The sequence below is a fragment of the Pseudomonas sp. TH06 genome (assembly GCF_016651305.1).
Taxonomy (GTDB): domain Bacteria; phylum Pseudomonadota; class Gammaproteobacteria; order Pseudomonadales; family Pseudomonadaceae; genus Aquipseudomonas.
Window position 1 is genome coordinate 542,144 of record NZ_JAEKEC010000003.1, and the last position, 21,439, is coordinate 563,582.

The window sequence follows — 21,439 nt, forward strand, 5'->3', positions numbered from 1 at the left end:
TCGGTGGTGTTCGCAAAAGATCGCAGCCTTCGGCAGCTCCTACATCGACCGCGTTCCTGTAGGAGCTGTCGAGTGAAACGAGGCTGCGATCTTTTGATCTTCGCCTTTATTTTTTCGCTGCAAACAACGCATCGAGCTTCTGCTCGAACGTGTGGTAATCGATGCGATCGTAAAGCTCCATGCGAGTCTGCATGGTGTCGATGACATTCTGCTGAGAGCCGTCGCGGCGGATCGCGGTGTAGACGTTTTCCGCAGCCTTGTTCATCGCACGGAACGCCGACAGCGGGTAAAGCACCAGCGACACGTCAGCACCGGCCAGTTGCTCGGTGGTGTACAGCGGCGTCGCACCGAACTCGGTGATGTTGGCCAGAATCGGCGCTTTCACGCGGTTGGCGAACAGCTTGTACATCTCCAGCTCGGTGATGGCTTCCGGGAAAATCATGTCGGCACCGGCCTCGATGCACGCTGCTGCGCGATCCAGTGCCGATTCCAGACCTTCAACGGCCAGTGCATCAGTGCGCGCCATGATCACGAAGCTGTCATCGGTGCGGGCATCGACGGCGGCTTTGATGCGGTCGACCATTTCCTGCTGGCTGACGATCTCTTTATTCGGACGATGGCCACAGCGTTTGGCACCGACCTGATCTTCGATGTGAATCGCCGCTGCACCGAACTTGATCATCGACTTGACGGTGCGCGCGACGTTGAACGCCGAGGAGCCGAAACCGGTATCGACGTCCACCAGCAGTGGCAGATCGCAGACGTCGGTGATGCGGCGCACGTCGGTCAGCACGTCATCCAGCCCGGTGATGCCCAGGTCCGGCACGCCGAGGGAACCTGCGGCCACCCCGCCACCGGACAGGTAAATCGCCTTGAAACCGGCGCGTTTGGCCAGCAGCGCGTGGTTGGCGTTGATCGCGCCGACCACTTGCAATGGATGCTCGCTGGCGACCGCATCGCGGAAACGCTGGCCGGGAGTGTTCGGGTTGGAACTCATGACTCACCTCGTTCAGTGGCTGTCTTATTGTGGGCGCCGTCCTGGTAATGACGGGCGATATTGCGTTTCGAGGCGCCGATGTGACGGCGCATCAACAATTCCGCGAGCTCGCCGTCACGGTCGGCGATGGCATCGAGAATCCGGTGGTGTTCAGCGAAAGCCTGACGCGGACGATTCGGCGTGGTGGAAAACTGGATGCGGTACATGCGCACCAGTTGATACAGCTCACCGCAAAGCATCTGGGTCAGCGTGCGGTTGCCGCTGCCCTGGATAATCCGATAGTGAAAGTCAAAATCGCCTTCCTGCTGGTAATAACCGACGCCGGCCTGAAACGCGGCGTCGCGCTCATGGGTTTCCAGCACGCGGCGCAATTCGTCGATTTCTTCGACGCTCATGCGTTCAGCCGCCAGACGGCAGGCCATGCCTTCGAGGGATTCGCGGATTTCGTAAAGTTCAAGCAATTCCGCGTGACTCAGCGAGACCACCCGCGCACCAACGTGCGGCACGCGCACCAGCAGGCGCTGGCCTTCCAGCCGATGGATAGCTTCGCGCAGCGGCCCACGGCTGATGCCGTAAGTGCGCGCCAGTTCCGGCTCGGAGATCTTGCTGCCCGGGGCGATCTCGCCTTTGACGATGGCCGCCTGAATGCGCCGGAAGACGTTTTCCGAGAGTGTCTCGGAATCGTCGCCGCTGATGACCGGGGGATCGAGTTGATCCAGCATGATTGTCGACACCTTGAAATCCAATGCGGCAAAAACTAGCCAATTCGCCTGCATCAGTCAAAGGATAAATAGGTATTGTCGACAATCGTCTAATAACCCTCTTCAACAGCCCCTAGGGTTATAGACCCGCTCGGGCGCTGGCGCCATAAAACCACCGTGCTAGAATGCCGCCCGCATTTGCTGGCCATTTGTACGGCTTGTCATAAAAAGCTGATAGGCACACGCAGGGGCTTGCGCAGTATTGCCAGGCACCTGAACCGACAACGGAACGCTGCGCACCAGGATTTATGAGACTCAAGCCTTTCCCGACATTTTTTGCTCTGTTTTGCCTGCCCGGCCTCGCTGCTGCGGGGGAAAAAACCGTGTACGGCCTCAACGAATACGCCTCCCTTGATGGCATCAATCTGGAAGTCGCGGCCAAACTCGACACCGGGGCGAAAACCGCCTCGCTGAGCGCCCGCGATATCAAACGCTTCAAACGCAACGGCGAGTCCTGGGTGCGCTTCTATCTGGCCATCGACGCCGCGCATTCGCACCCGATCGAACGGCCGCTGGCCCGGGTCAGCAAGATCAAACGCCGCGCCGGCGACTACGATCCGGAAGAAGGCAAGAAGTACACCGCCCGCCCGGTGATCGAGCTGGATATCTGCATGGGTTCGGCTTTGCGCAGCATCGAAGTGAACCTGACCGACCGAAGTGCGTTCCAATACCCGCTTTTGATTGGCTCCGAGGCGCTGAAACGCTTCGATGCGCTGGTCGACCCCAGTCTTAAATACGCTGCCGGCAAACCCGCCTGCACCATCGCCGCTCATACCGCCGAGTAATTTCCATGCGTTCTCTAACCTTCCACCTGAAAATCCTGATCACCATTCTGGTGCTCCTGGGCGTTTCGGTTACGGCCTATCAGATTTTCGTGCTCGGCATTCCGGTAACCGAGGACGCCACCGACGACTTGTGGAACATCGACGCCAAGGTCGAGTTCGTCGCCAGCACCAAGGATCCGGTGAAGATCCAGATGTTCGTGCCACCGTTGAGCCGCGACTACGTCAGCCTCAACGAAAGCTTTATCTCCAATAATTACGGCGTCGCCGTGAATCGCGTTGACGGCAACCGCAAGGTGACCTGGTCGGCGCGTCGGGCCAAGGGCAATCAGACGCTGTATTACCGTCTGGTGCTGACCAAGCGTTACACCGCTGAAAAAACCAAGATCAAAGGTCCGACCTTCCGCGACAGCATGGCCATCGAAGGCCCGGAAAAAATCGCCGCCGAAGCCCTGCTCGCGCCGATTCGTCAGCACTCGGCCGACGTCGAAACCTTTATTGGCGAGGCGATCAAACGCGTCAACAACCTCAACGACGACAACGTCAAACTGCTGCTGGCCGGCGATCCGTCGACGCCGCACAAAGCCAAAATCGTCGAACTGCTGCTGTCCATCGCTCACGTACCCGTGGAAAAAGTCCACACCATCCGCCTCGTCGCCGATCAGCCGCAAACCCCCGAACTGTGGCTGCGCAGCTTCAATGGCAACGACTGGCTGTACTTCAACCCGGAAACCGGTGAGCAGGGCCTGCCGACCGACCGCTTGCTGTGGTGGACCGGTGATGAAAACCTGATCACTGTCGACGGTGGCAAGAAAGCCAACGTGACCTTCAGCCTGAACAACAGCGAGATGAACGCGATTCGTCTGGCCAAGCTGACGGACGAAAACACCGACGCCAACTTCCTCGAATACTCGTTGTACGGCCTGCCGCTGCAAACTCAGCAGACGTTCATGATCATGGTGATGATCCCGATCGGCGTGCTGGTAATCCTGATCCTGCGCAACCTGATCGGCCTGCAGACCCTAGGCACGTTTACCCCGGTGCTGATCGCCCTCGCCTTCCGTGAAACGCAACTGGGCTTCGGTATCTTGCTGTTTACCGTGATCACGGCGCTGGGGCTGTCATTACGTTCGTATCTGGAACACCTGAAGTTGCAAATGCTGCCGCGACTCTCAGTGGTACTGACTTTTGTCGTGGTGTTGATCGCGGCGATCAGCCTGTTTAGTCATAAGCTCGGCCTGGAACGCGGCTTGTCGGTAGCGCTGTTCCCGATGGTGATTCTGACCATGACCATCGAACGTCTGTCGATCACCTGGGAAGAACGTGGCGCCAGCCATGCCATGAAAGTGGCGATTGGCACGTTGTTCGCGGCGTCCCTGGCGCACTTGATCATGACCGTGCCTGAGCTGGTCTACTTCGTGTTCACCTTCCCGGCGATCCTGCTGATTCTGGTCGGCTTCATGCTGGCGATGGGTCGTTATCGCGGTTACCGCCTGACTGAACTGGTGCGTTTCAAGGCTTTCCTGAAGAAGGCTGACGCCTGATGTTCGGTTTCTGGAAGACCTGGAAGGCCCTCGAGGCGCGGGGCATCATGGGCATCAACCGGCGTAACGCCGACTACGTGCTCAAGTACAACAAGCGCAGCCTGTACCCGATCGTCGATGACAAGATCATCACCAAGGAACGGGCGATCAAGGCCGGCATTCATGTGCCGGAATTGTATGGCGTGATTTCCACCGAGAAGGAAATCGACAAGCTCGGCGAGATCATCGGCGGACGCAGCGACTTCGTGATCAAACCGGCGCAAGGCGCCGGCGGTGACGGCATCATCGTCGTCGCCGACCGCTTCGAGGGCCGCTATCGCACGGTGTCGGGCAAGATCATTGCCCACGAAGAGCTTGAGCATCACATCTCGAGCATCCTCACCGGCTTGTATTCGCTGGGCGGCCACCGCGACCGCGCGCTGATCGAATACCGCGTAACCCCGGATCAGATCTTCAAGAGCATCAGCTACGAAGGCGTGCCGGACATCCGCATCATCGTGCTGATGGGCTACCCGGTGATGGCCATGTTGCGCTTGCCGACCCGTCAGTCCGGCGGCAAGGCCAACCTGCACCAGGGCGCCATTGGCGTCGGTGTCGATCTGGCGACTGGTTTGACCCTGCGCGGCACCTGGCTGAACAACATCATCACCAAACACCCCGACACCACCAACGCGGTGGACGGCGTGCAACTGCCCTATTGGGACGGTTTCATGAAACTCGCCGCCGGCTGTTACGAGCTGTGCGGGTTGGGGTATATCGGCGTGGACATGGTGCTCGATCAGGAAAAGGGTCCGCTGATTCTGGAGCTGAATGCGCGGCCGGGGCTGAATATTCAGATCGCCAATGACTGCGGGCTGACCTTGCGCACCCATGCCGTTGAAGCGCGGCTGGAAGAGTTGAAGGCGCGTGGGGTGACTGAGTCGGTTGAAGAGCGGGTGGCGTTTACTCAGGAAATGTTTGGGCATATTCCAGCGGTTGAGGGCTGATCCAAGACCGCGTCACGGCCATCGCGAGCAGGCTCACTCCTACAGGGGGAATGCGTTCCATATGTAGGAGTGAGCCTGCTCGCGATGGCTCATTCACAGCCACCACAAGACTTGACCCTGCCGCCAATCTGCCAATCCCCGACATCCCCTCTAGGAGCATTCTCCCCAGAGGACTACAATCCCCACCCCGCCTCAATGGCCGATCTGCCCCGCCCATGTTGACCTGTTCCGTTCACCCGCTGCCCTACCGCGCCAATCCCGCCGACTACTTCGCGGCCATCCGCCACGCGCCCGGCGCCGTGCTGCTCGACAGCGGCCGGCCGAGTGCCGACCGTGGCCGTTATGACCTGCTCAGTGCCTGGCCGCTGGAACAATTGGCGGTGTTGCCGGACGAAAGCGGCAGCCATTTCCTGCAACGTCTGCGAGATCACCTGAACGGTTTGGGCGAAGCGCAATTGCCTGCGGCTTATCAATTACCGTTTGCCGGCGGGCTGATCGGTTATCTGAGCTATGACTTCGGTCGGCATCTGGAGATTCTGCCGAGTCATGCGCATGATGATCTGCAACTGCCGGATGCACGGTTCGGCTTGTATGACTGGGCACTGGTCAGTGATCACCAGGCCGAGACCAGCCAATTGATCTTTCACCCGTCGGTGGACGACAGTCAGCGGCAACGCCTGATCGACCTGTTTACAAAACCGGTGTCGACCACGCTGACACCGTTCAAATTGAACAACCCGATGACCGCCGATCTCTCGGCTGACGACTACCGCCAGGCGTTTGAGCGCATTCAGCATTACATTCAGGCCGGTGACTGCTATCAGGTCAACTTTGCCCAGCGTTTCCGCGCTAGCTGTCAGGGTGATCCGTGGCAGGCCTACGGCAAGTTGCGCGAAGCCTGCCCGACACCGTTTTCCGGCTTCCAGAGCCTGCCCGATGGCGGTGCCGTGTTAAGCCTGTCACCAGAGCGCTTCGTCAAAGTCAGCCAGTGTCATGTGGAAACCCGCCCGATCAAAGGCACCCGCCCGCGTGGTCTGACACCCGCCGAAGATGCCGCCAACGCCGCCGAACTGCTGGCCAGTCCCAAGGACCGTGCGGAAAACCTGATGATCGTCGATCTGTTGCGCAACGACCTCGGTCGCACCTGCCGCATCGGCTCGGTACGGGTGCCGGAGTTGTTCAGCCTGGAAAGCTATCCGAACGTGCATCACCTGGTCAGCAGCGTGACCGGTGAACTGGCGGACGATCGCGATGCACTGGATCTGATCGCCGGCAGCTTCCCCGGCGGCTCGATCACCGGCGCGCCGAAGATTCGCGCAATGCAGATCATTGACGAGCTGGAGCCGACCCGGCGCGGTTTGTATTGCGGTTCGTTGCTGTATCTGGATGTGCGTGGCGAGATGGACAGTTCCATCGCGATTCGCAGTCTGTTGGTCAAGGATGGGCAGGTGTGCTGCTGGGGCGGTGGCGGGATCGTCGCCGATTCGGACTGGCAGGCGGAGTATCAGGAGTCGATCACTAAAGTGAAGATCCTCCTGCAAACCCTGCAGAACCTTTAAAAGCTATCGCGAGCAGGCTCACTCCTACATTTGGAATGCGTTCCCTTGTAGGAGTGAGCCTGCTCGCGATGGCGTCTTTTCAGACGACTACAAACTCAACTCTCTACTAGAAGCTTTCAAGAATTCCTGCTTCAACTCGGCAAAGGTGTGCACGGCAGGGAATTGCGGGAACTCGCGAATCACATTGTCCGGCGCATGGAACAGAATCCCCGCGTCCGCTTCGCCCAGCATCGTCGTGTCGTTATATGAGTCGCCCGCCGCAATTACCCGGTAGTAAAGACTTTTGAACGCCAGAACCGACTGACGTTTCGGGTCTTTCTGACGCAATTGATAGCTGGTCACCCGCCCGGTTTCATCCGTGATCAGGCGATGGCAAAGCAGCGTCGGGAAGCCCAGTTGACGCATCAACGGCTGGGAGAACTCATAGAAGGTGTCCGACAGAATCACCACCTGAAAGCGTTCGCGCAGCCAGTTGACGAACTCCACCGCGCCGTCCAGCGGCTTCAGCGTGGCGATCACCTCCTGAATATCCGACAGCTTCAAGCCATGCTCATCGAGGATGCGCAGACGCTGCTTCATCAGCACGTCGTAATCGGGAATGTCCCGAGTGGTGGCTTTGAGGGATTCGATTCCGGTTTTTTCGGCGAAAGCGATCCAGATTTCCGGCACCAACACCCCTTCAAGATCCAGGCAAGCAATTTCCACAAGACACTCCCGTTTGTATTGATTATTGAGTCGAGCGAGCCCGAACTCTAGCGACTCGACCGGCGCTGTGCAACGCAGAGGAGGCCCCGATTACTGCAGCTTTTTGTTACCATCGGCCCCATATAGAGCGCCCAGCGCCACCGACCTGTAGGAAGCCGCCCTGATGAGTGCAACGTTCGACGTCGTGGAACTCGCCACGACCTATGCCAATAAATCCGCGCAAGACATCCTCAAACTCGCTTTCGCCGAGTTCGGCGATGACTTGTGGATATCTTTCAGCGGCGCCGAGGATGTGGTGCTGGTGGACATGGCCTGGAAGCTGAACAAAAACGTCAAGGTGTTCAGCCTCGACACCGGTCGCCTGCACCCGGAGACCTACCGTTTCATCGATCAGGTGCGTGAGCACTACAAGATCGACATCGAACTGGTGTCGCCGGACTACACGAAGCTGGAACCGTTCGTGAAGGAAAAAGGCCTGTTCAGTTTCTACAAGGACGGCCACGGCGAATGCTGCGGCATCCGCAAGATCGAACCGCTGCGCCGCAAGTTGTCCGGCGTCAAAGCCTGGGCCACCGGCCAGCGCCGCGACCAGAGTCCAGGCACGCGCAGCGCGGTGGCGGTAATGGAAATCGACACCGCGTTCTCTACGCCTGAGCGCACCCTGTACAAGTTCAACCCGCTGGCGCAGATGAGCAGCGAAGAGATCTGGGGTTACATCCGCATGCTTGAGCTGCCGTACAACAGCCTGCATGAGCGCGGTTTTATCAGCATTGGCTGCGAACCGTGCACCCGCCCGGTCCTGCCGAACCAGCACGAGCGCGAAGGCCGCTGGTGGTGGGAAGAAGCGACGCAGAAAGAATGCGGGCTGCATGCCGGTAATATCATCAGCAAGGCGTAAATCCCTGCCACGATGATTCCCCTTTGTAGGAGTGAGCCTGCTCGCGATCACGGTGTATCAGCCAAAAAAATTCATCGACTGATACTCCGCTATCGCGAGCAGGCTCACTCCTGCACTGGCTTCTAGCGACCCGAAAAATGTGTACACACGACTGTCACCATCGGTGCCATTTATGTGTGCACTTTTTTGTTTCCGCGCCCTGAAAAGTTACATCCCGCCTGAAAACTCCCCGCTCTAGCCCGCTGTGAAAATCCCTCGCCAAAAATAAATACCTGTTCAATCGGTCAATTTTTAACCATTTATTTTCAGATACTTGGCGTGCTTTGATAACTTTTCGAAATGAGTACGTCTGCGCATAGATCACCAACTGGCACAGATCTGGCTTAAGTGCATACATGTTTTGTATACAAAAATGCAAAACATGCACACACTTTCGATCCGCAAGCCTGAAGCGCCCTATCCCGTACAGGCTGCAGATGCCCCGTAACCAGTGATGTTTGCTGGCCGCGACGAAGATTTGTCGAGCCCCGGGCTCATGCACAGTCATCGCGGCCCGCCCATCAGGAGCCTGCCGGAATGCGTACAAGTCTCTCCAATAACATCGCGCTGAATCTGCCCTCCTCCGCACTCGATCAACCCTTGCCGTACGACGGTGCGGTCGAGCCGTTGCAACTGAGCCCCCGTCTGCACAACAGTGATCTGGCGCCGACCAAGGCCGAAGGTCGGCGCTGGGGCAAATACAGCATTTTCGCCCTGTGGACCAATGACGTGCACAACATCGCCAACTACTCGTTCGCCATCGGCTTGTATGCCTTGGGGCTGGGCGGTTGGCAGATTTTGCTGTCGCTGGGGATAGGCGCGGCACTGGTGTACTTCTTCATGAACCTGTCCGGTTACATGGGACAGAAAACCGGGGTGCCGTTTCCGGTGATCAGCCGGATCAGTTTCGGCATTCACGGTGCACAAATTCCTGCACTGATACGCGCCGTTATCGCCATCGCCTGGTTCGGGATTCAGACGTACCTGGCGTCGGTGGTGTTTCGCGTTTTGCTGACGGCGGTCCATCCGGGATTCGCCGAATACGACCACAACTCGATCCTCGGGCTATCGACATTGGGCTGGGTGTGTTTTGTGGCGATCTGGTTCGTGCAACTGGCGATCCTCGCCTACGGCATGGAAATGGTCCGCCGTTACGAAGCGTTTGCCGGGCCGGTGATTTTGCTCACCGTCGCCGCCCTCGCCGCCTGGATGTACTTCCAGGCCAACGCAACCATCGCCTGGTCAATCCGCGAACCGCTGACGGGTGGCGAGATGTGGCGCAACATCTTCGCCGGCGGCGCACTGTGGCTGGCGATCTACGGCACGCTGATCCTCAACTTCTGCGATTTTGCTCGCTCCTCGCCCTGCCGCAAGACCATCAAGGTCGGAAATTTCTGGGGCTTGCCGGTGAACATTCTGGTATTCGCCGCGATAACCGTCCTGCTGTGTGGCGCGCAATTCCAGATCAACGGCCGGATCATCGAGAGTCCGACCGAAATCATCGCCTCGATTCCCAATACGTTCTTCCTGGTCCTCGGTTGCCTGGCCTTCCTGATCGTCACCGTGGCGGTGAATATCATGGCCAACTTCGTCGCTCCGGCATTCGTCCTCAGCAACCTCGCACCGAAATACCTGACCTTCCGCCGTGCCGGGTTGATCAGCGCGACCATCGCCGTGTTGATCCTGCCGTGGAATCTCTACAACAGCCCGTTGGTCATCGTGTACTTCCTGTCCGGTCTCGGCGCCCTGCTCGGCCCGTTGTACGGCGTGATCATGGTCGACTACTGGCTGATCCGCAAAGGCCGGGTCAACGTTCCGCAGCTCTACAGCGAAGATCCCAACGGCGCCTATTACTACAGTCGCGGAGTCAATTTCCGTGCGGTGGCGGCGTTTATTCCTGCGGCATTGATCGCCATCGTCCTGGCACTGGTTCCCGGTTTCCACAGCGTTTCGCCATTCTCCTGGCTGATCGGTGCCGGGATTGCCGGAATGCTCTACCTGATCATCGCCAAACGTCAGCCGCACTACGCGGACGTCAGTGGCGAGTCCATCGCCGTCGATAACGTCTGCCACTAATCCCTTCGCGGCCCGGTTTTCGGGCCGCAGAACTGCCCGCTATAAGGACTTCACATGCGAATTCTCGTGGTCAACGTCAACACCACCGAATCCATCACCCAGGCCATCGCGCGCTCGGCGCAGGCTGTCGCTTCACCCGGAACGGAAATCGTCGGTCTGACGCCGCACTTCGGTGCTGATTCGGTGGAAGGCAATTTCGAAAGCTATCTGGCTGCTATCGCGGTAATGGATCGGGTGATGTCTTACGATCAGCCGTTCGATGCGGTGATTCAGGCCGGTTATGGCGAACATGGTCGCGAAGGTTTGCAGGAACTACTCAACGTACCGGTGGTGGACATCACCGACGCGGCGGCCAGTACAGCGATGTTTCTTGGCCACGCGTATTCGGTGGTCACCACGCTGGATCGCACCGTGCCGCTGATCGAGGACCGACTGAAACTCTCTGGCCTGTGGGATCGTTGTGCTTCGGTGCGCGCGAGTGGCCTGGCCGTTCTTGAGCTGGAACACGAACCGCAGCGTGCTCTGGAAGCGATCGTGCATCAGGCAGAGTTGGCGGTGACGCAGGACAAGGCCGAAGTGATTTGCCTCGGTTGCGGCGGCATGGCCGGGCTGGATGAGCAGATTCGCCGGCGCACCGGAGTACCGGTGGTGGACGGGGTGACGGCGGCGGTGACAATTGCGGAATCGCTGGTGCGCCTGGGTTTGTCGACATCAAAAGTGCGGACTTATGCGACGCCGCGGCCGAAGAACATCATTGGCTGGCCGGGGCGCTTTGCACGCTGAGGTCATTAGCGGAAATCGGGTCGCCCCATTCGCGAGCAGGCTCGCTCCCACATTTGGAATGCATTTTCCCTGTGGGAGCGAGCCTGCTCGCGAATGGGTTGACTCGGTCTCAAGCCTCACTCAGATAGCACTGAACCGCTGAGCCAGCCCCTGCTGCGCAAACTGTTCAATCACAAAATCGACAAACGCCCGAGTCTTGCCCGGCAACAATTTGTGCTCGGCGTAGTAGATCGAGATGTTGCCGTCATCGACAAACCAGTCCGGCAAGACCCGCTGCAACGTTCCCGCCTGCAGATATCCCACCGCAAACGGCATGCTCACCAGCGCAATGCCCAAGCCCTGCGCCGCCGTCCTGCAAGCGGCCTCGGAATCACTCATGGTCATCCGCGCCTTGAGCATCAACGGGCGACAGTTCTGCGGATTGCGCCCGACCAATTGCCAGGAGCGCACGCGCCCGGTTTGCGGCGAGCGGATCAGAATGCCGTCGTGATGGTTAAGGTCTTCCGGTTCGATGATCTTCGGATTGGCCTGTAGATAATCGCTGGACGCCACCAATATCCGATGCGCCGGGCTCAACTTGCGTGCGATTACCCCTTGCGGCAGTTCGAAACCACCGCCAATGGCTGCGTCGAAACCCTGCCCGATCAGATCGACCTGTCGATTATCGAAATGCCAATCCGGATTGATTGCGGGAAATCGTCGCAGAAATTCACCGAGCATCGGCACGATGTGCAGACATCCAAAGGCTGCGCCCATGCTGACTTTCAGCGTCCCCGCCGGCAGCCCTTCGACACTGGACAGATTGGCCACGGCATTTTGAATGGTCGTCAGGCTGCCACTGACCTGACTCAAGAACAACTGACCGGCTTCGGTCAGGGTCAGGCTGCGTGTACTACGCTGGAACAGCCGCACACCGAGCCGCCCCTCAAGCTTCGCGACACTCTTGCCCACGGCTGCCGGCGTCAGGCTCAAACGTCGAGCGGCCTCGGCAAAGCTGCCGACTTCGGCACTGCGTACGAAGCATTCGATACTGCTGAACGTTTCCATGATCACCACTATAAACTTCTGGTTTACACAGACTATAGCAATCATGGTCTACACGGTTGTCGATGCGAAGCCGATACTCGGCTCCAACAACAAGGCACCCCGCCTTGAAACATCTGGAGATCGAACATGACCACTCAACACCTCAGCGGTAAAGTCGCTCTGATTCAAGGCGGTTCTCGCGGCATCGGCGCCGCCATCGTCAAACGCCTGGCCGCTGAAGGCGCAACAATCGCCTTCACCTACGTCAGCTCCACCGCCAAAGCTGAAGAATTGCAAAACAGCATCACTGCAAACGGCGGCAAGGCTCTCGCCATCAAGGCCGACAGCGCCGACGCCGCAGCCATTCGCCACGCGGTCAGCGCAACCGTTGAAGCCTTCGGTCGCCTCGATATTCTGGTGAACAACGCCGGTGTGCTGGCCGTCGCGCCGCTGGAAGATTTCAAACTTGAAGACTTCGATCAGACCCTGGCAATCAACGTGCGCAGCGTATTCATCGCCTCACAGGAAGCCGCCAAACACATGGGCGAAGGCGCACGGATCATCAACATCGGCAGCACCAACGCCGACCGCATGCCCTTCGCCGGCGGTGGTGTGTACGCGATGAGCAAATCGGCACTGGTCGGCCTGACCAAAGGTCTGGCACGGGATCTCGGGCCGCGCGGCATCACCATCAACAACGTGCAGCCCGGCCCGGTCGATACCGACATGAACCCGGCCCACGGTGATTTTGCCGAAAGCCTGATTCCGCTGATGGCGGTGGGTCGTTACGGCAAAGCTGAAGAAATCGCCAGCTTCGTCGCTTACCTCGCAGGCCCGGAAGCCGGCTACATCACCGGTGCCAGCCTGACCATCGACGGTGGTTTCGGCGCCTGATCTTTCCAGGTCGCCAGAACGAAAAACGCCGCCCCTCTTTCAACAGAGGGGCGGCGTTTTTTCATGCTGCGTTTAAGCCCATTGCAGCGCAGGCAAACCACAGGCACTCGGGGTGAACGCTTTCAACGTACGAAGAATCCCGTCGGCGTGTGCGTATTTTTCATCGGCCATGGCGGCGTCGGGAATGGCGATGGCGGTCATGCCTGCCGCTTTCGCCGCCGTTACGCCAAACGGTGAATCCTCGAACACCAGACAATCCTCGGGCGCGACACCGAGACGCCGCGCCGCCGTCAGGAAAATATCCGGCGCCGGCTTGGCCGCACCGACTTCCGGATCGTCAGCCGTGACGATGAAATCGAACAGCGCAAACCAGTCGCGGTGCAACGTGGTTTTCTGGCCGAACGACTGTCGCGACGAACTGGTGCCCACGGCGATCGGAATATTGTGCGCCTTGAGATGACGAATCAGTTCTTCGGCCCCCGGCATGGCTTGCGCCTTGGGAAAGCGCTCGCGCATCAGCGGCTCGCGAATCACCAGAAACTCTTCAGCGGTGATCGGCAACTCCAGGGCCTCTACCACGTAGTTGGCCAGATCGTTGGCCCCACGGCCAATGATGTTCTGCTTGATGCTCCAGTCGAAGGTACGCCCGTAACGCTGGGCAATCAGCGAGGTGACCTCGGTGTAGATGCCCTCGGTGTCCAGCAGCAACCCGTCCATATCGAAAATCACGGCCTTGATCGGGCCGAACGCCTTCAGCGGTGCATTCATCATCGGATCCGTTTTCAAAGACATCCCGGGCGACGACTGGCGCCGCTGCTCGGATCTGATTAAAGGGTTCAGCAGCATAACGAGCGCAACAGACATTGGGCAACGGGCAATGTCCGTTGCGGCGATGAACAACTCGCGAGTATTTAGCGAAACATCCTACAAACATCCCCTACTTGCCCGACTTCTTTCCTTTTTGATCCCCCGCAAAGTCCGCGCACCTTTTTTGCTGTGCGCGAGTGACTGCGAATGTTCCAAACCGATCGGCTTCTGGCACTGAACAACAGCATCGGCCTGCTGGTGGTTGCCGCGCTCAATCCCGAACACCCGGACTTCGAAAACCTCATCCGGGAATTTCGCCTGTGCCTGAACAACTACGAAGCCTGGGCCGAACAGTTCTGGACCGGTTCGGCACTGGATGTCGAGCAGGTGTTCAAGGTCGGCAATGACGTACACCTCAGCGCGCCGGTCAAATCCCGCAAACCCGTCAGCTCATCGGTGTTCATGTGCCCTGCCAGCGGTCCGTTGACGCTGGTGCACATGTTTGAAGCCGCACGGTTTGTGCCGATTGGCGATACGCCGGTGACGCTTGAACCGGTGATTGCCGATGTCGCTGGCGTGTTGACCTTCGGCGAACCGCTACATCACACCATCGGGCCGAGCGGCATTCTGGAGGTGACCGACTGCGATCGGGGCCAGCGTTATCGCATCACCTTCTTTCCCGATGTTTCCACGCAGCATGTGCAGGCGCTGTATGCCTCTTACGAAGGTGTTATCGCCGGTCTGGAAGACTGGCTGCGCGGAGAATGGGCGGGATTTCAGCCGCTGTGGGCAGAGTTTTCCAACGCCGGTTTTATTGAGCGTTACGGCCAACTGCAACAAGCGGACTGGCGCGGATTCGAGAAAGCCCTGCACGGCGTCTGGGATGACATCAAACAACTGTTCGCCCTGCTCGCCGACTTGCAGGTCAACAGCGAAAAGCTGCTGGAGTACCTCAGCGAGGTCGAACTGGACGCGCTCTTGCAGGCCTCCAGCGAAGCGATCGCCAACGGTCTGCTGATCCTCAGCGACGAGCCACTGCTGTTCATACATCTGGCCGCATTCACCAGTTGGCTGAAGATGTTGCCGCCACAGTATCTGGCCGAGGTGGTGGCTGAGGTTCGTGTCGAGTTGCTGATCAGTTTCCTGTTGATGCGGGTGTCTGGCGGCGTCGGCGTGCAACTGCGCTTGAGCAGCAAAGTGCTGGCGAAGATCAAATCGCCGCGCGCGCGGGAATGGCTGGCGGCTTCTGCCTTGCGTCTGGCCGAGCTGACTGCCTCGCCGGATTTATCTCGACATGCCGGTGCTTTGAAGCCGCTGATGCTCAATGTGCGTGGCGTTGAATTGAAACCGACGCCGTCGATACCGTTGAACATTCGTCAGGCCGATTCTGTGGTGTTGACGGTGCCGAATCCCGCCCCCCTCGCCCGGGACAAGTCGCGCGCGGGCACTCGGATGGAGCGTCACGAGCCTCACGACGACGCGCCGGATCAGGCGAAAAACCCCAACGGTGACAGCGCCGATTGTGTGCCCGGTACGTGCACCAATGGCTGCCCGGTGTCGATGGTCACTGGCGAAGAGCTGCTGACCCTCACCGATGGCGTGCTGGATGGTTTGCTGCCATTCGAGTTCACCCGCTTGTATCGCACCAGTGCCGCCGAGATTGATGTCGGTCTGGGGTTTGGCTGGAGTCACTCGCTGGCGCATCGGCTGGAGTTTGACGGCGATTTTGTGGTCTGGGTTGACCATGAGAACCGGCGCACGCGGTTTCCGTTGCCGACTGTTGAGCGGCCGGCGATTCATAACAGTCTGTCGCGGGCGGCGATTTTTCTCGGGGATGAGCCGGAGGAGCTGATCCTTGCGCTGGCCGGGGACACGGCGCGGTTTTATCACTTTCGCGCTGGAAAGCTGACGGCGGTTAGTGATGGTTATGACAACCGTCTGCGTATTTCGCGGGATCGTCAGGATCGTGTTCAGCGTCTGGATAACGGTGCGGGACGGGCGTTGTTGCTGCGTTACGACCGGGCTCATCTGGTTGCGGTGGATTACCAGCGCTTTGACCCGGCGCAAAATCTTGCTGAGCCCTGGCACACCGAACAGACCCTCGTCAGTTACGGCTACGACGCCTATCGGCACCTGATCGAAGCGCGTAACGCCGTCGGCGACAGCGAGCGCTACGACTACGACGACCAGCACGTCATCCTGCAGCGCCAGTTGACCGGAGGCGCGAGCTTCTTCTGGGAATGGGAAGGCTCCGGCAAAGCGGCGCGCTGCGTGCGGCACTGGGCCTCGTTCTCGCAGATGGACACTCGCTACGTCTGGGATGACGACGGCAGCGTCGCGGTGCATTACGTCGATGGCACTGAAGAAACCTACGTTCACGACGACCGCGCACGGCTGGTGCGCAAGGTCGAAGCCGATGGCGGCGAGCACCTCAAGGCTTACGACGCCGCCGGGCGCTTGATCGCCGAGCAGGACCCTTTAGGCGCCGTTACCGAGTACCGCTACGACGACGTCGGACGGCTGATCGCGTTGCTTCCGCCGGACGATGAGCCGACGTCCTACGAGTACCGCAACGGTTTCCTGCACAGCCGCTCGCGTGGCGAGGCGGTGTGGACGTATCGGCGCAATGCTCAGGGCGATGTCACTGAGGCGATCGATCCCGACGGGCAGGTCAGCCATTACCACTACGACACTCGCGGGCAACTGCTGTCGATCCGCTATCCAGACACCAGTCGACACGTTTTCGTCTGGAACACCCTCGGTCAACTGACGGAAGAAACCCTGCCCGATGGCGGCGTGCGGCGTTTTTCCTACGATGCGCTGGGGCGACGGACCACCACGATTGATGAACACGGCGCGGTTACGCGGCAGCACTGGGACGCGGTTGGCCGACTGATCCAGACCACGTCTCCTACAGGCGCCACCCGTGCCTATAGCTACGGCGCTTATGGACAGGTCACTGCCGAACGCGACGAACTCGGGCGCGTCACCCGCTACGAATATGACGATGACCTGCACCTGGTCTCGCGCAAGATCAACCCCGACGGCACGCGGGTGCAGTACCGCTACGACCACGCGCAGCTGCTGCTCACCGAAATCGAAAACGAGTCCGGCGAAAAATACCAACTGGACTACACATCGACCGGATTGATCCGACAGGAAACCGGCTTCGATGGCCGGCGCACGGCCTACGTTTACGACCTCAACGGGCATCTGCTGGAAAAGACCGAGTTCGGTGATGACGGCTCGCAGTTAGTCACTGCGTATGAACGCGATGCTGCTGGCCGGTTGTTGCTCAAAACCCTGCCCGACAGGGTCAAAGTTGCCTATCAGTACGACCGCCTCGGTCGACTGACCGGTGTCGACGACGGTCAGAACCATCCGCTGGCCTTCGAATACGACCTGCAGGATCGGCTGATCACCGAGCATCAGGGCTGGGGCACCCTGCGCTACAGCTACGACGCCTGCGGCCAGCTCAAGCGTCAGCGCCTGCCGGACAACAGCAAACTCGACTATCACTACGCCAAGGGTGGGGCCCTGACGGCGATCCACCTCAACGGCGCGCCACTGACTTCGCACCGCTATGAGTCCGGTCGTGAACAGCAACGCAAACAAGGCCTGCTGCTCAGCGACTATGCCTACGACGATCAGGGCCGCTTGCTCGCCCACGCCGTAGGCCATGAGCACGCGTCACTGTACCGCCGCGAATATGCCTACAGCGCCAACGGCAATCTGGCGCACATCGCCGACACCCGCCACGGTCAGCGCACCTACGGTTACGACGCCCTCGACCAGCTGATCCGCGTCAGCCACTCGCGCGACGAACTGCCGGAATCCTTCGCCCACGACCCCGCCGGCAACCTGCTGATGCAGGACCGCCCCGGCCCGACACAGGTCAAGGGCAACCGCCTGCTGATGCAGGGCGATCGCCACTACGACTACGACGCCTTCGGCAACCTGATCCGCGAACGCCGTGGCACCGCGCAGAAACTCGTCACCGAATATCGCTACGACTGCCAGCACCGCCTCATCGGCCTGACCCGCCCCGACGGCAAAACCGCGTCCTATCAATATGACGCCTTCAACCGGCGCATCAGCAAAACCGTCGACGGCGCCACCACCGAGTTCTTCTGGCAAGGCGACCACCTCGTCGCCGAAAGCAGCAAGACCCACCACCGCAGCTACGTCTACGAACCCGGCACCTTCCGCCCGCTGGCGCTGCTCGACGGCAAAGGCCCGAAGAAGGCCTGCCCGTTCTACTACCAACTCGACCACCTCGGCACCCCGCAGGAACTCACCGACTACAGCGGCGAAATCGTCTGGTCGGCGCAATACGACGCCTACGGCAAAGTCGCCGCGATCACCCTGGCCGGCGAGGAATACCTGGACCAGCCGCTGCGCTTTCAGGGGCAGTATTTCGATGGGGAAAGCGGACTGCATTACAACCGGCATCGGTATTACGACCCTAGGCTTGGACGGTATCTGACGCCGGATCCGATCAAGTTGGCCGGTGGGTTGAATCAGTACCAGTACGTGCCGAATCCGACGGGGTGGGTGGATCCGTTGGGGTTGAGTTCGAACTGTCCGCCTAAAGGTCGAAAATCTCTCGGTTGTCCGAAACCTGATGAGGTTGAGCTTCCGGAGGTTTCCAGGCGTGGCGCTTTCAGGCAGGCAAAAGTTGATGCTGGAATTCCAAAAAGACAGCAGCCGGATATACAGATTGATGAGGTTAGTGGCAAACCGAGCCAGTACGCTTACGTCAACATGACGGATAGAAAAGAAAACAACATACTAAACAGTAGCAAAATGCCGATTATAACTAGAGAATATAAATTCACCCGCGAGGATGGTTTCAAACTCATACTTCAAGACCATTCCGCAGGTCACAAGTACGGAGACAAAGACAATAAAGGTGATCAAGGCCCACACATAAATGTTCGACCAGCTGACGACACACGAAATGGCAAGATTGAAAATACAAATGAACATTACCCCTTCAGAAGGTGACCATGAAATATTGGAATGACATAGAAGGCAGCAAATTCTTCAACATCGTATTTAGCACAGACATTGAAATCGGAGAAATAAAGCTTTTCGCCTTAAACGTAGACAACAACCTCTCAAATCTGACGTTAGCATTTGACATTAAAGATCTGCCAGATAGGCCTCCGACAAAATGGCAATCAATAAAATACAACGCTTGCCGCATCGGAATAACGTTCGGTGACATCCAATACTTGACAGTCACAAAAATCCCAGCGAAAGAAAACTTAACACTTAGCATAAATAAAGTTGATGACAAATATTTGATCTCGGCGATATCAAGTACTTCAGAAATAACGTTTACTGCATCATCACTAAGATTGCGGGACCCTAGTGTTTACCTGACAACGACACCTTTCTAGCGAAGTCTTTCTCGAGGGCCTGAAAACCAGGCCCTGAAGATTCGATTTTCAAACTGTCAGAACACTACAAAATAATCACTCACTGCTCGTCTTCTCCATACGCCATATCAGCCTCGTCCGAATCATTCAATGGCATCGTCGCATCACCCATCAGCGACCCTGGATTCTCATTCCTCGAACCATCAATAAAGCAAACACTGCACACCAAAAGTGGGAAAGAATTCTGGCGCACAATAAACGGTGACGGAAAGGACAAAACGGTAAGGCCTGCGCATGACTAAAAAATACTCTGCACATATTATTGCAATCGACCCAATCATCGAAGAATCAGTTCTCCTCAGCGTGCAAGGCCTGACTGTTCGGTGTTTTGTAGGCTTCTGCCCATCAATTATCGAAGTGGGAAAAACTTATGGGACCGAATTCGAAATGGTATTACCTGACGAGTTATACATCTCAAAGATGGATAATGAAGAAAGACGCGTCGAAATGAGCGGAGACGGCTTTTCGTGTAACGTTTGCGGCTATCTAGCCGGAGAAACCCTTCAATCCTTCGTTGATTTTTCAGATCAGGGCATTCACTTCGACTACCCCCATCTCAACGAACAATTCGTGAAAATCACTGCAGAAAGAATTGATGTCTCATTCTGACGAAAACGCCAGTCATTCATTTTTCGGAGGCGCTTCGACTGCCTCATCAATCTCGTCTTCCTCCAACGGCAACTCATCCCGCCGCAAAGGGTTCGTAGGGGAAGGCAACGGATACTCCGGCGTTTCATCACCATCAACGGTCTGCGAATCTCCACTCATTGCGCACCTCCCAAAGGGCCTGCACAAACACAGGCCCTGAAGAATCAGACTTCAAGCCGTCGGCACGTATAACCAAAAAACATCGAGTCACTGCTCATCTTCATCCTCTTCGTATTCCATATCTGCCTCATCCGAATCATTCAACGGCACCGTCGCATCATCCATGAGCGACCCCGGATCCTCATTCCCCGGATCATTGATAAACGGCAGCCTACTCGAGCCTTTTTCTTCCTTGCCTTCTGTTTCGGGAGTCATGGCGCACCTCATGTTTCGGGGGAATGTATACGTTCGAAAAGCCCTACGACCAAACGTTCCTGGGCCTGACGCGCCAAAACGAAAAACCCGGTACTTGGCCGGGTTTCTACTTACGAACTAGCAATCAATGATGCCGGTTCTTGTGTTTGTTCTTGTGCTTGTGACCGCCGCCGGAATGAGACTTCCCACCGTCACCTCCCAAATTATTCCCGACCGCACCACCGGCAGCACCGCCCAATCCTGCACCAACAGCCGATCCGGTTGAGCCGCCCAGACTGTTACCAACCACTGAACCGCCCGCTGCACCGAGGCCACCACCAATGGCTGCTTCGGTGCGATTACGTTTATTCGCCCCGACGGCACCGCCGGCTGCGCCGCCTACACCGGCACCGACCGCCGCGCCTGTGCTGCCACCGAGTTGCCCGCCAACCACATTGCCCAGTACACCACCTAGCCCACCACCAACCGCAGCCGACCCGTCACCAGCGGCCATCGCGCCTTGAGCCACCAGCAATCCGAAAAACAGTGCAGACAATGACAAACGCATATGAACCTCACAGTTCCCGAGTCGGGACAGTTCGCCCACGCAAGGGCCTATGTGAGATTGGAGACATCGGCGGGAAAAACGTTCAGCCATGAAAAAGCCCGACATCGAGTCGGGCTTTTTCTAACAAGCATCATGTATCAGTGACGCTTGTGACCTTTCGACAGGTTGCTGCCCACCGCACCGCCAGCCGCGCCGCCCAGGCCTGCACCAATGGTCGCGCCGGTCCTGCCGCCGAGGCTGTTGCCGATCACCGAACCGCCGGCCGCGCCGACACCGCCACCGATGGCTGCCTTGGTTCGACTGCCTTTACGTGCCGCCATCGCACTACCCGCTGCGCCTGCAACGCCAGCGCCAATCGCGGCACCGGTACTGCCGCCCATTTTCTGGCCGACCACGTTACCCAGCGCACCACCCAGACCACCGCCCAGCGCTGCGGTGCCGTCACCAGCAGCCATCGCACCTTGAGCAACGAAGAGCCCCAGAACCAAAGCAGGCAGTGTTAAACGCATGACGAAAACCTCAAAAATTGGGATGACAAAAAGGGCCGGGATTTAATGTCGTCAGAGCG

20 protein-coding genes are annotated in these 21,439 nt (G+C 58.3%); 11 read left to right on the forward strand and 9 right to left on the reverse strand.

All coding sequences use genetic code 11. The annotated features are described in order from the left end of the window. Window positions 1-106 precede the first annotated feature (106 nt). The gene (prpB, locus tag JFT86_RS27185) at window positions 107-997 is read right to left on the reverse strand and encodes a methylisocitrate lyase (protein ID WP_201239163.1); all 891 of its coding nucleotides are present in this window, start codon (window positions 995-997) and stop codon (window positions 107-109) included. Then, window positions 994-1,716 (reverse strand): GntR family transcriptional regulator, encoded by a 723-nt coding sequence (locus tag JFT86_RS27190; protein ID WP_172828118.1) that lies wholly within the window; start codon window positions 1,714-1,716, stop codon window positions 994-996. The genes prpB and JFT86_RS27190 overlap by 4 nt, the downstream gene beginning before the upstream one ends. Before the next feature lie 290 nt (window positions 1,717-2,006). Between JFT86_RS27190 and JFT86_RS27195 the strand changes: the two genes are divergently transcribed. The 4 genes from JFT86_RS27195 (at window position 2,007) to pabB (ending at window position 6,629) form a co-directional block, all read left to right on the forward strand. Beyond that, on the forward strand, window positions 2,007-2,543 hold the full coding sequence (locus tag JFT86_RS27195; protein ID WP_007916436.1) for an ATP-dependent zinc protease: 537 nt from the start codon (window positions 2,007-2,009) through the stop codon (window positions 2,541-2,543). A 5-nt stretch (window positions 2,544-2,548) separates the two neighbouring features. Next, a complete protein-coding gene (locus tag JFT86_RS27200) occupies window positions 2,549-4,084 on the forward strand; it encodes an inactive transglutaminase family protein (RefSeq protein WP_166222287.1) in 1,536 nt (511 codons plus the stop codon). Beyond that, window positions 4,084-5,070: an alpha-L-glutamate ligase-like protein gene (locus JFT86_RS27205; protein ID WP_103303866.1), complete on the forward strand. Its 987-nt coding sequence runs from the start codon at window positions 4,084-4,086 to the stop codon at window positions 5,068-5,070. Before JFT86_RS27200 ends, JFT86_RS27205 begins: the two co-directional genes overlap by 1 nt. Before the next feature lie 215 nt (window positions 5,071-5,285). Continuing rightward, the gene (gene pabB / locus JFT86_RS27210) at window positions 5,286-6,629 is read left to right on the forward strand and encodes an aminodeoxychorismate synthase component I (RefSeq protein WP_201239164.1); all 1,344 of its coding nucleotides are present in this window, start codon (window positions 5,286-5,288) and stop codon (window positions 6,627-6,629) included. 87 nt (window positions 6,630-6,716) lie between these two features. Here pabB and thrH read toward each other — a convergent pair whose 3' ends face one another. Continuing rightward, window positions 6,717-7,334, reverse strand: a complete 618-nt coding sequence (gene thrH, locus JFT86_RS27215; protein ID WP_201239165.1) for a bifunctional phosphoserine phosphatase/homoserine phosphotransferase ThrH — start codon at window positions 7,332-7,334, stop codon at window positions 6,717-6,719. Between the two features lie 163 nt (window positions 7,335-7,497). On the opposite strand from thrH, the gene JFT86_RS27220 reads away from it, so the two are divergent. From JFT86_RS27220 to JFT86_RS27230, 3 genes are all read left to right on the forward strand, one after another. Then, window positions 7,498-8,232 (forward strand): phosphoadenylyl-sulfate reductase, encoded by a 735-nt coding sequence (locus tag JFT86_RS27220; protein ID WP_201239166.1) that lies wholly within the window; start codon window positions 7,498-7,500, stop codon window positions 8,230-8,232. Window positions 8,233-8,808: 576 nt separating this feature from the next. Continuing rightward, window positions 8,809-10,347: an NCS1 family nucleobase:cation symporter-1 gene (locus tag JFT86_RS27225; RefSeq protein WP_201239167.1), complete on the forward strand. Its 1,539-nt coding sequence runs from the start codon at window positions 8,809-8,811 to the stop codon at window positions 10,345-10,347. A gap of 54 nt (window positions 10,348-10,401) precedes the next feature. Beyond that, window positions 10,402-11,130, forward strand: coding sequence for an aspartate/glutamate racemase family protein (locus JFT86_RS27230; RefSeq protein ID WP_095197270.1), 729 nt, complete (start codon window positions 10,402-10,404; stop codon window positions 11,128-11,130). A gap of 120 nt (window positions 11,131-11,250) precedes the next feature. Here JFT86_RS27230 and JFT86_RS27235 read toward each other — a convergent pair whose 3' ends face one another. Then, window positions 11,251-12,177: a LysR family transcriptional regulator gene (locus tag JFT86_RS27235; RefSeq protein ID WP_201239168.1), complete on the reverse strand. Its 927-nt coding sequence runs from the start codon at window positions 12,175-12,177 to the stop codon at window positions 11,251-11,253. A 126-nt stretch (window positions 12,178-12,303) separates the two neighbouring features. On the opposite strand from JFT86_RS27235, the gene JFT86_RS27240 reads away from it, so the two are divergent. Next, a complete protein-coding gene (locus JFT86_RS27240; RefSeq protein WP_201239169.1) occupies window positions 12,304-13,050 on the forward strand; it encodes a 3-oxoacyl-ACP reductase family protein in 747 nt (248 codons plus the stop codon). Between the two features lie 72 nt (window positions 13,051-13,122). Here JFT86_RS27240 and JFT86_RS27245 read toward each other — a convergent pair whose 3' ends face one another. Further along, entirely contained in the window at window positions 13,123-13,818 is a 696-nt protein-coding gene (locus JFT86_RS27245) for an HAD-IA family hydrolase (protein ID WP_201239170.1), read from the reverse strand. Between the two features lie 246 nt (window positions 13,819-14,064). Here JFT86_RS27245 and JFT86_RS27250 point away from each other — a divergent pair, with 246 nt between their 5' ends. The 3 genes from JFT86_RS27250 to JFT86_RS27260 all read left to right on the forward strand — a co-directional run bounded on the left by JFT86_RS27250 (window position 14,065) and on the right by JFT86_RS27260 (window position 19,910). Next, complete coding sequence (locus tag JFT86_RS27250) at window positions 14,065-18,864, forward strand: RHS repeat-associated core domain-containing protein (protein WP_201239171.1); 4,800 nt, start codon at window positions 14,065-14,067, stop codon at window positions 18,862-18,864. Between the two features lie 2 nt (window positions 18,865-18,866). After that, window positions 18,867-19,262: an Imm50 family immunity protein gene (locus JFT86_RS27255; RefSeq protein WP_201233982.1), complete on the forward strand. Its 396-nt coding sequence runs from the start codon at window positions 18,867-18,869 to the stop codon at window positions 19,260-19,262. 273 nt (window positions 19,263-19,535) lie between these two features. Next, entirely contained in the window at window positions 19,536-19,910 is a 375-nt protein-coding gene (locus JFT86_RS27260; protein WP_201233983.1) for a hypothetical protein, read from the forward strand. 12 nt (window positions 19,911-19,922) lie between these two features. On the opposite strand, the gene JFT86_RS27265 is transcribed toward JFT86_RS27260, so the two are convergent. The 4 genes from JFT86_RS27265 to JFT86_RS27280 form a co-directional block, all read right to left on the reverse strand. Then, complete coding sequence (locus tag JFT86_RS27265; protein ID WP_201233984.1) at window positions 19,923-20,069, reverse strand: hypothetical protein; 147 nt, start codon at window positions 20,067-20,069, stop codon at window positions 19,923-19,925. A gap of 87 nt (window positions 20,070-20,156) precedes the next feature. After that, entirely contained in the window at window positions 20,157-20,324 is a 168-nt protein-coding gene (locus JFT86_RS27270) for a hypothetical protein (protein ID WP_201239172.1), read from the reverse strand. 124 nt (window positions 20,325-20,448) lie between these two features. Further along, entirely contained in the window at window positions 20,449-20,871 is a 423-nt protein-coding gene (locus JFT86_RS27275; protein WP_201239173.1) for a YMGG-like glycine zipper-containing protein, read from the reverse strand. A 137-nt stretch (window positions 20,872-21,008) separates the two neighbouring features. Next, on the reverse strand, window positions 21,009-21,380 hold the full coding sequence (locus tag JFT86_RS27280; RefSeq protein WP_103303857.1) for a glycine zipper domain-containing protein: 372 nt from the start codon (window positions 21,378-21,380) through the stop codon (window positions 21,009-21,011). Window positions 21,381-21,439: the final 59 nt, after the last annotated feature.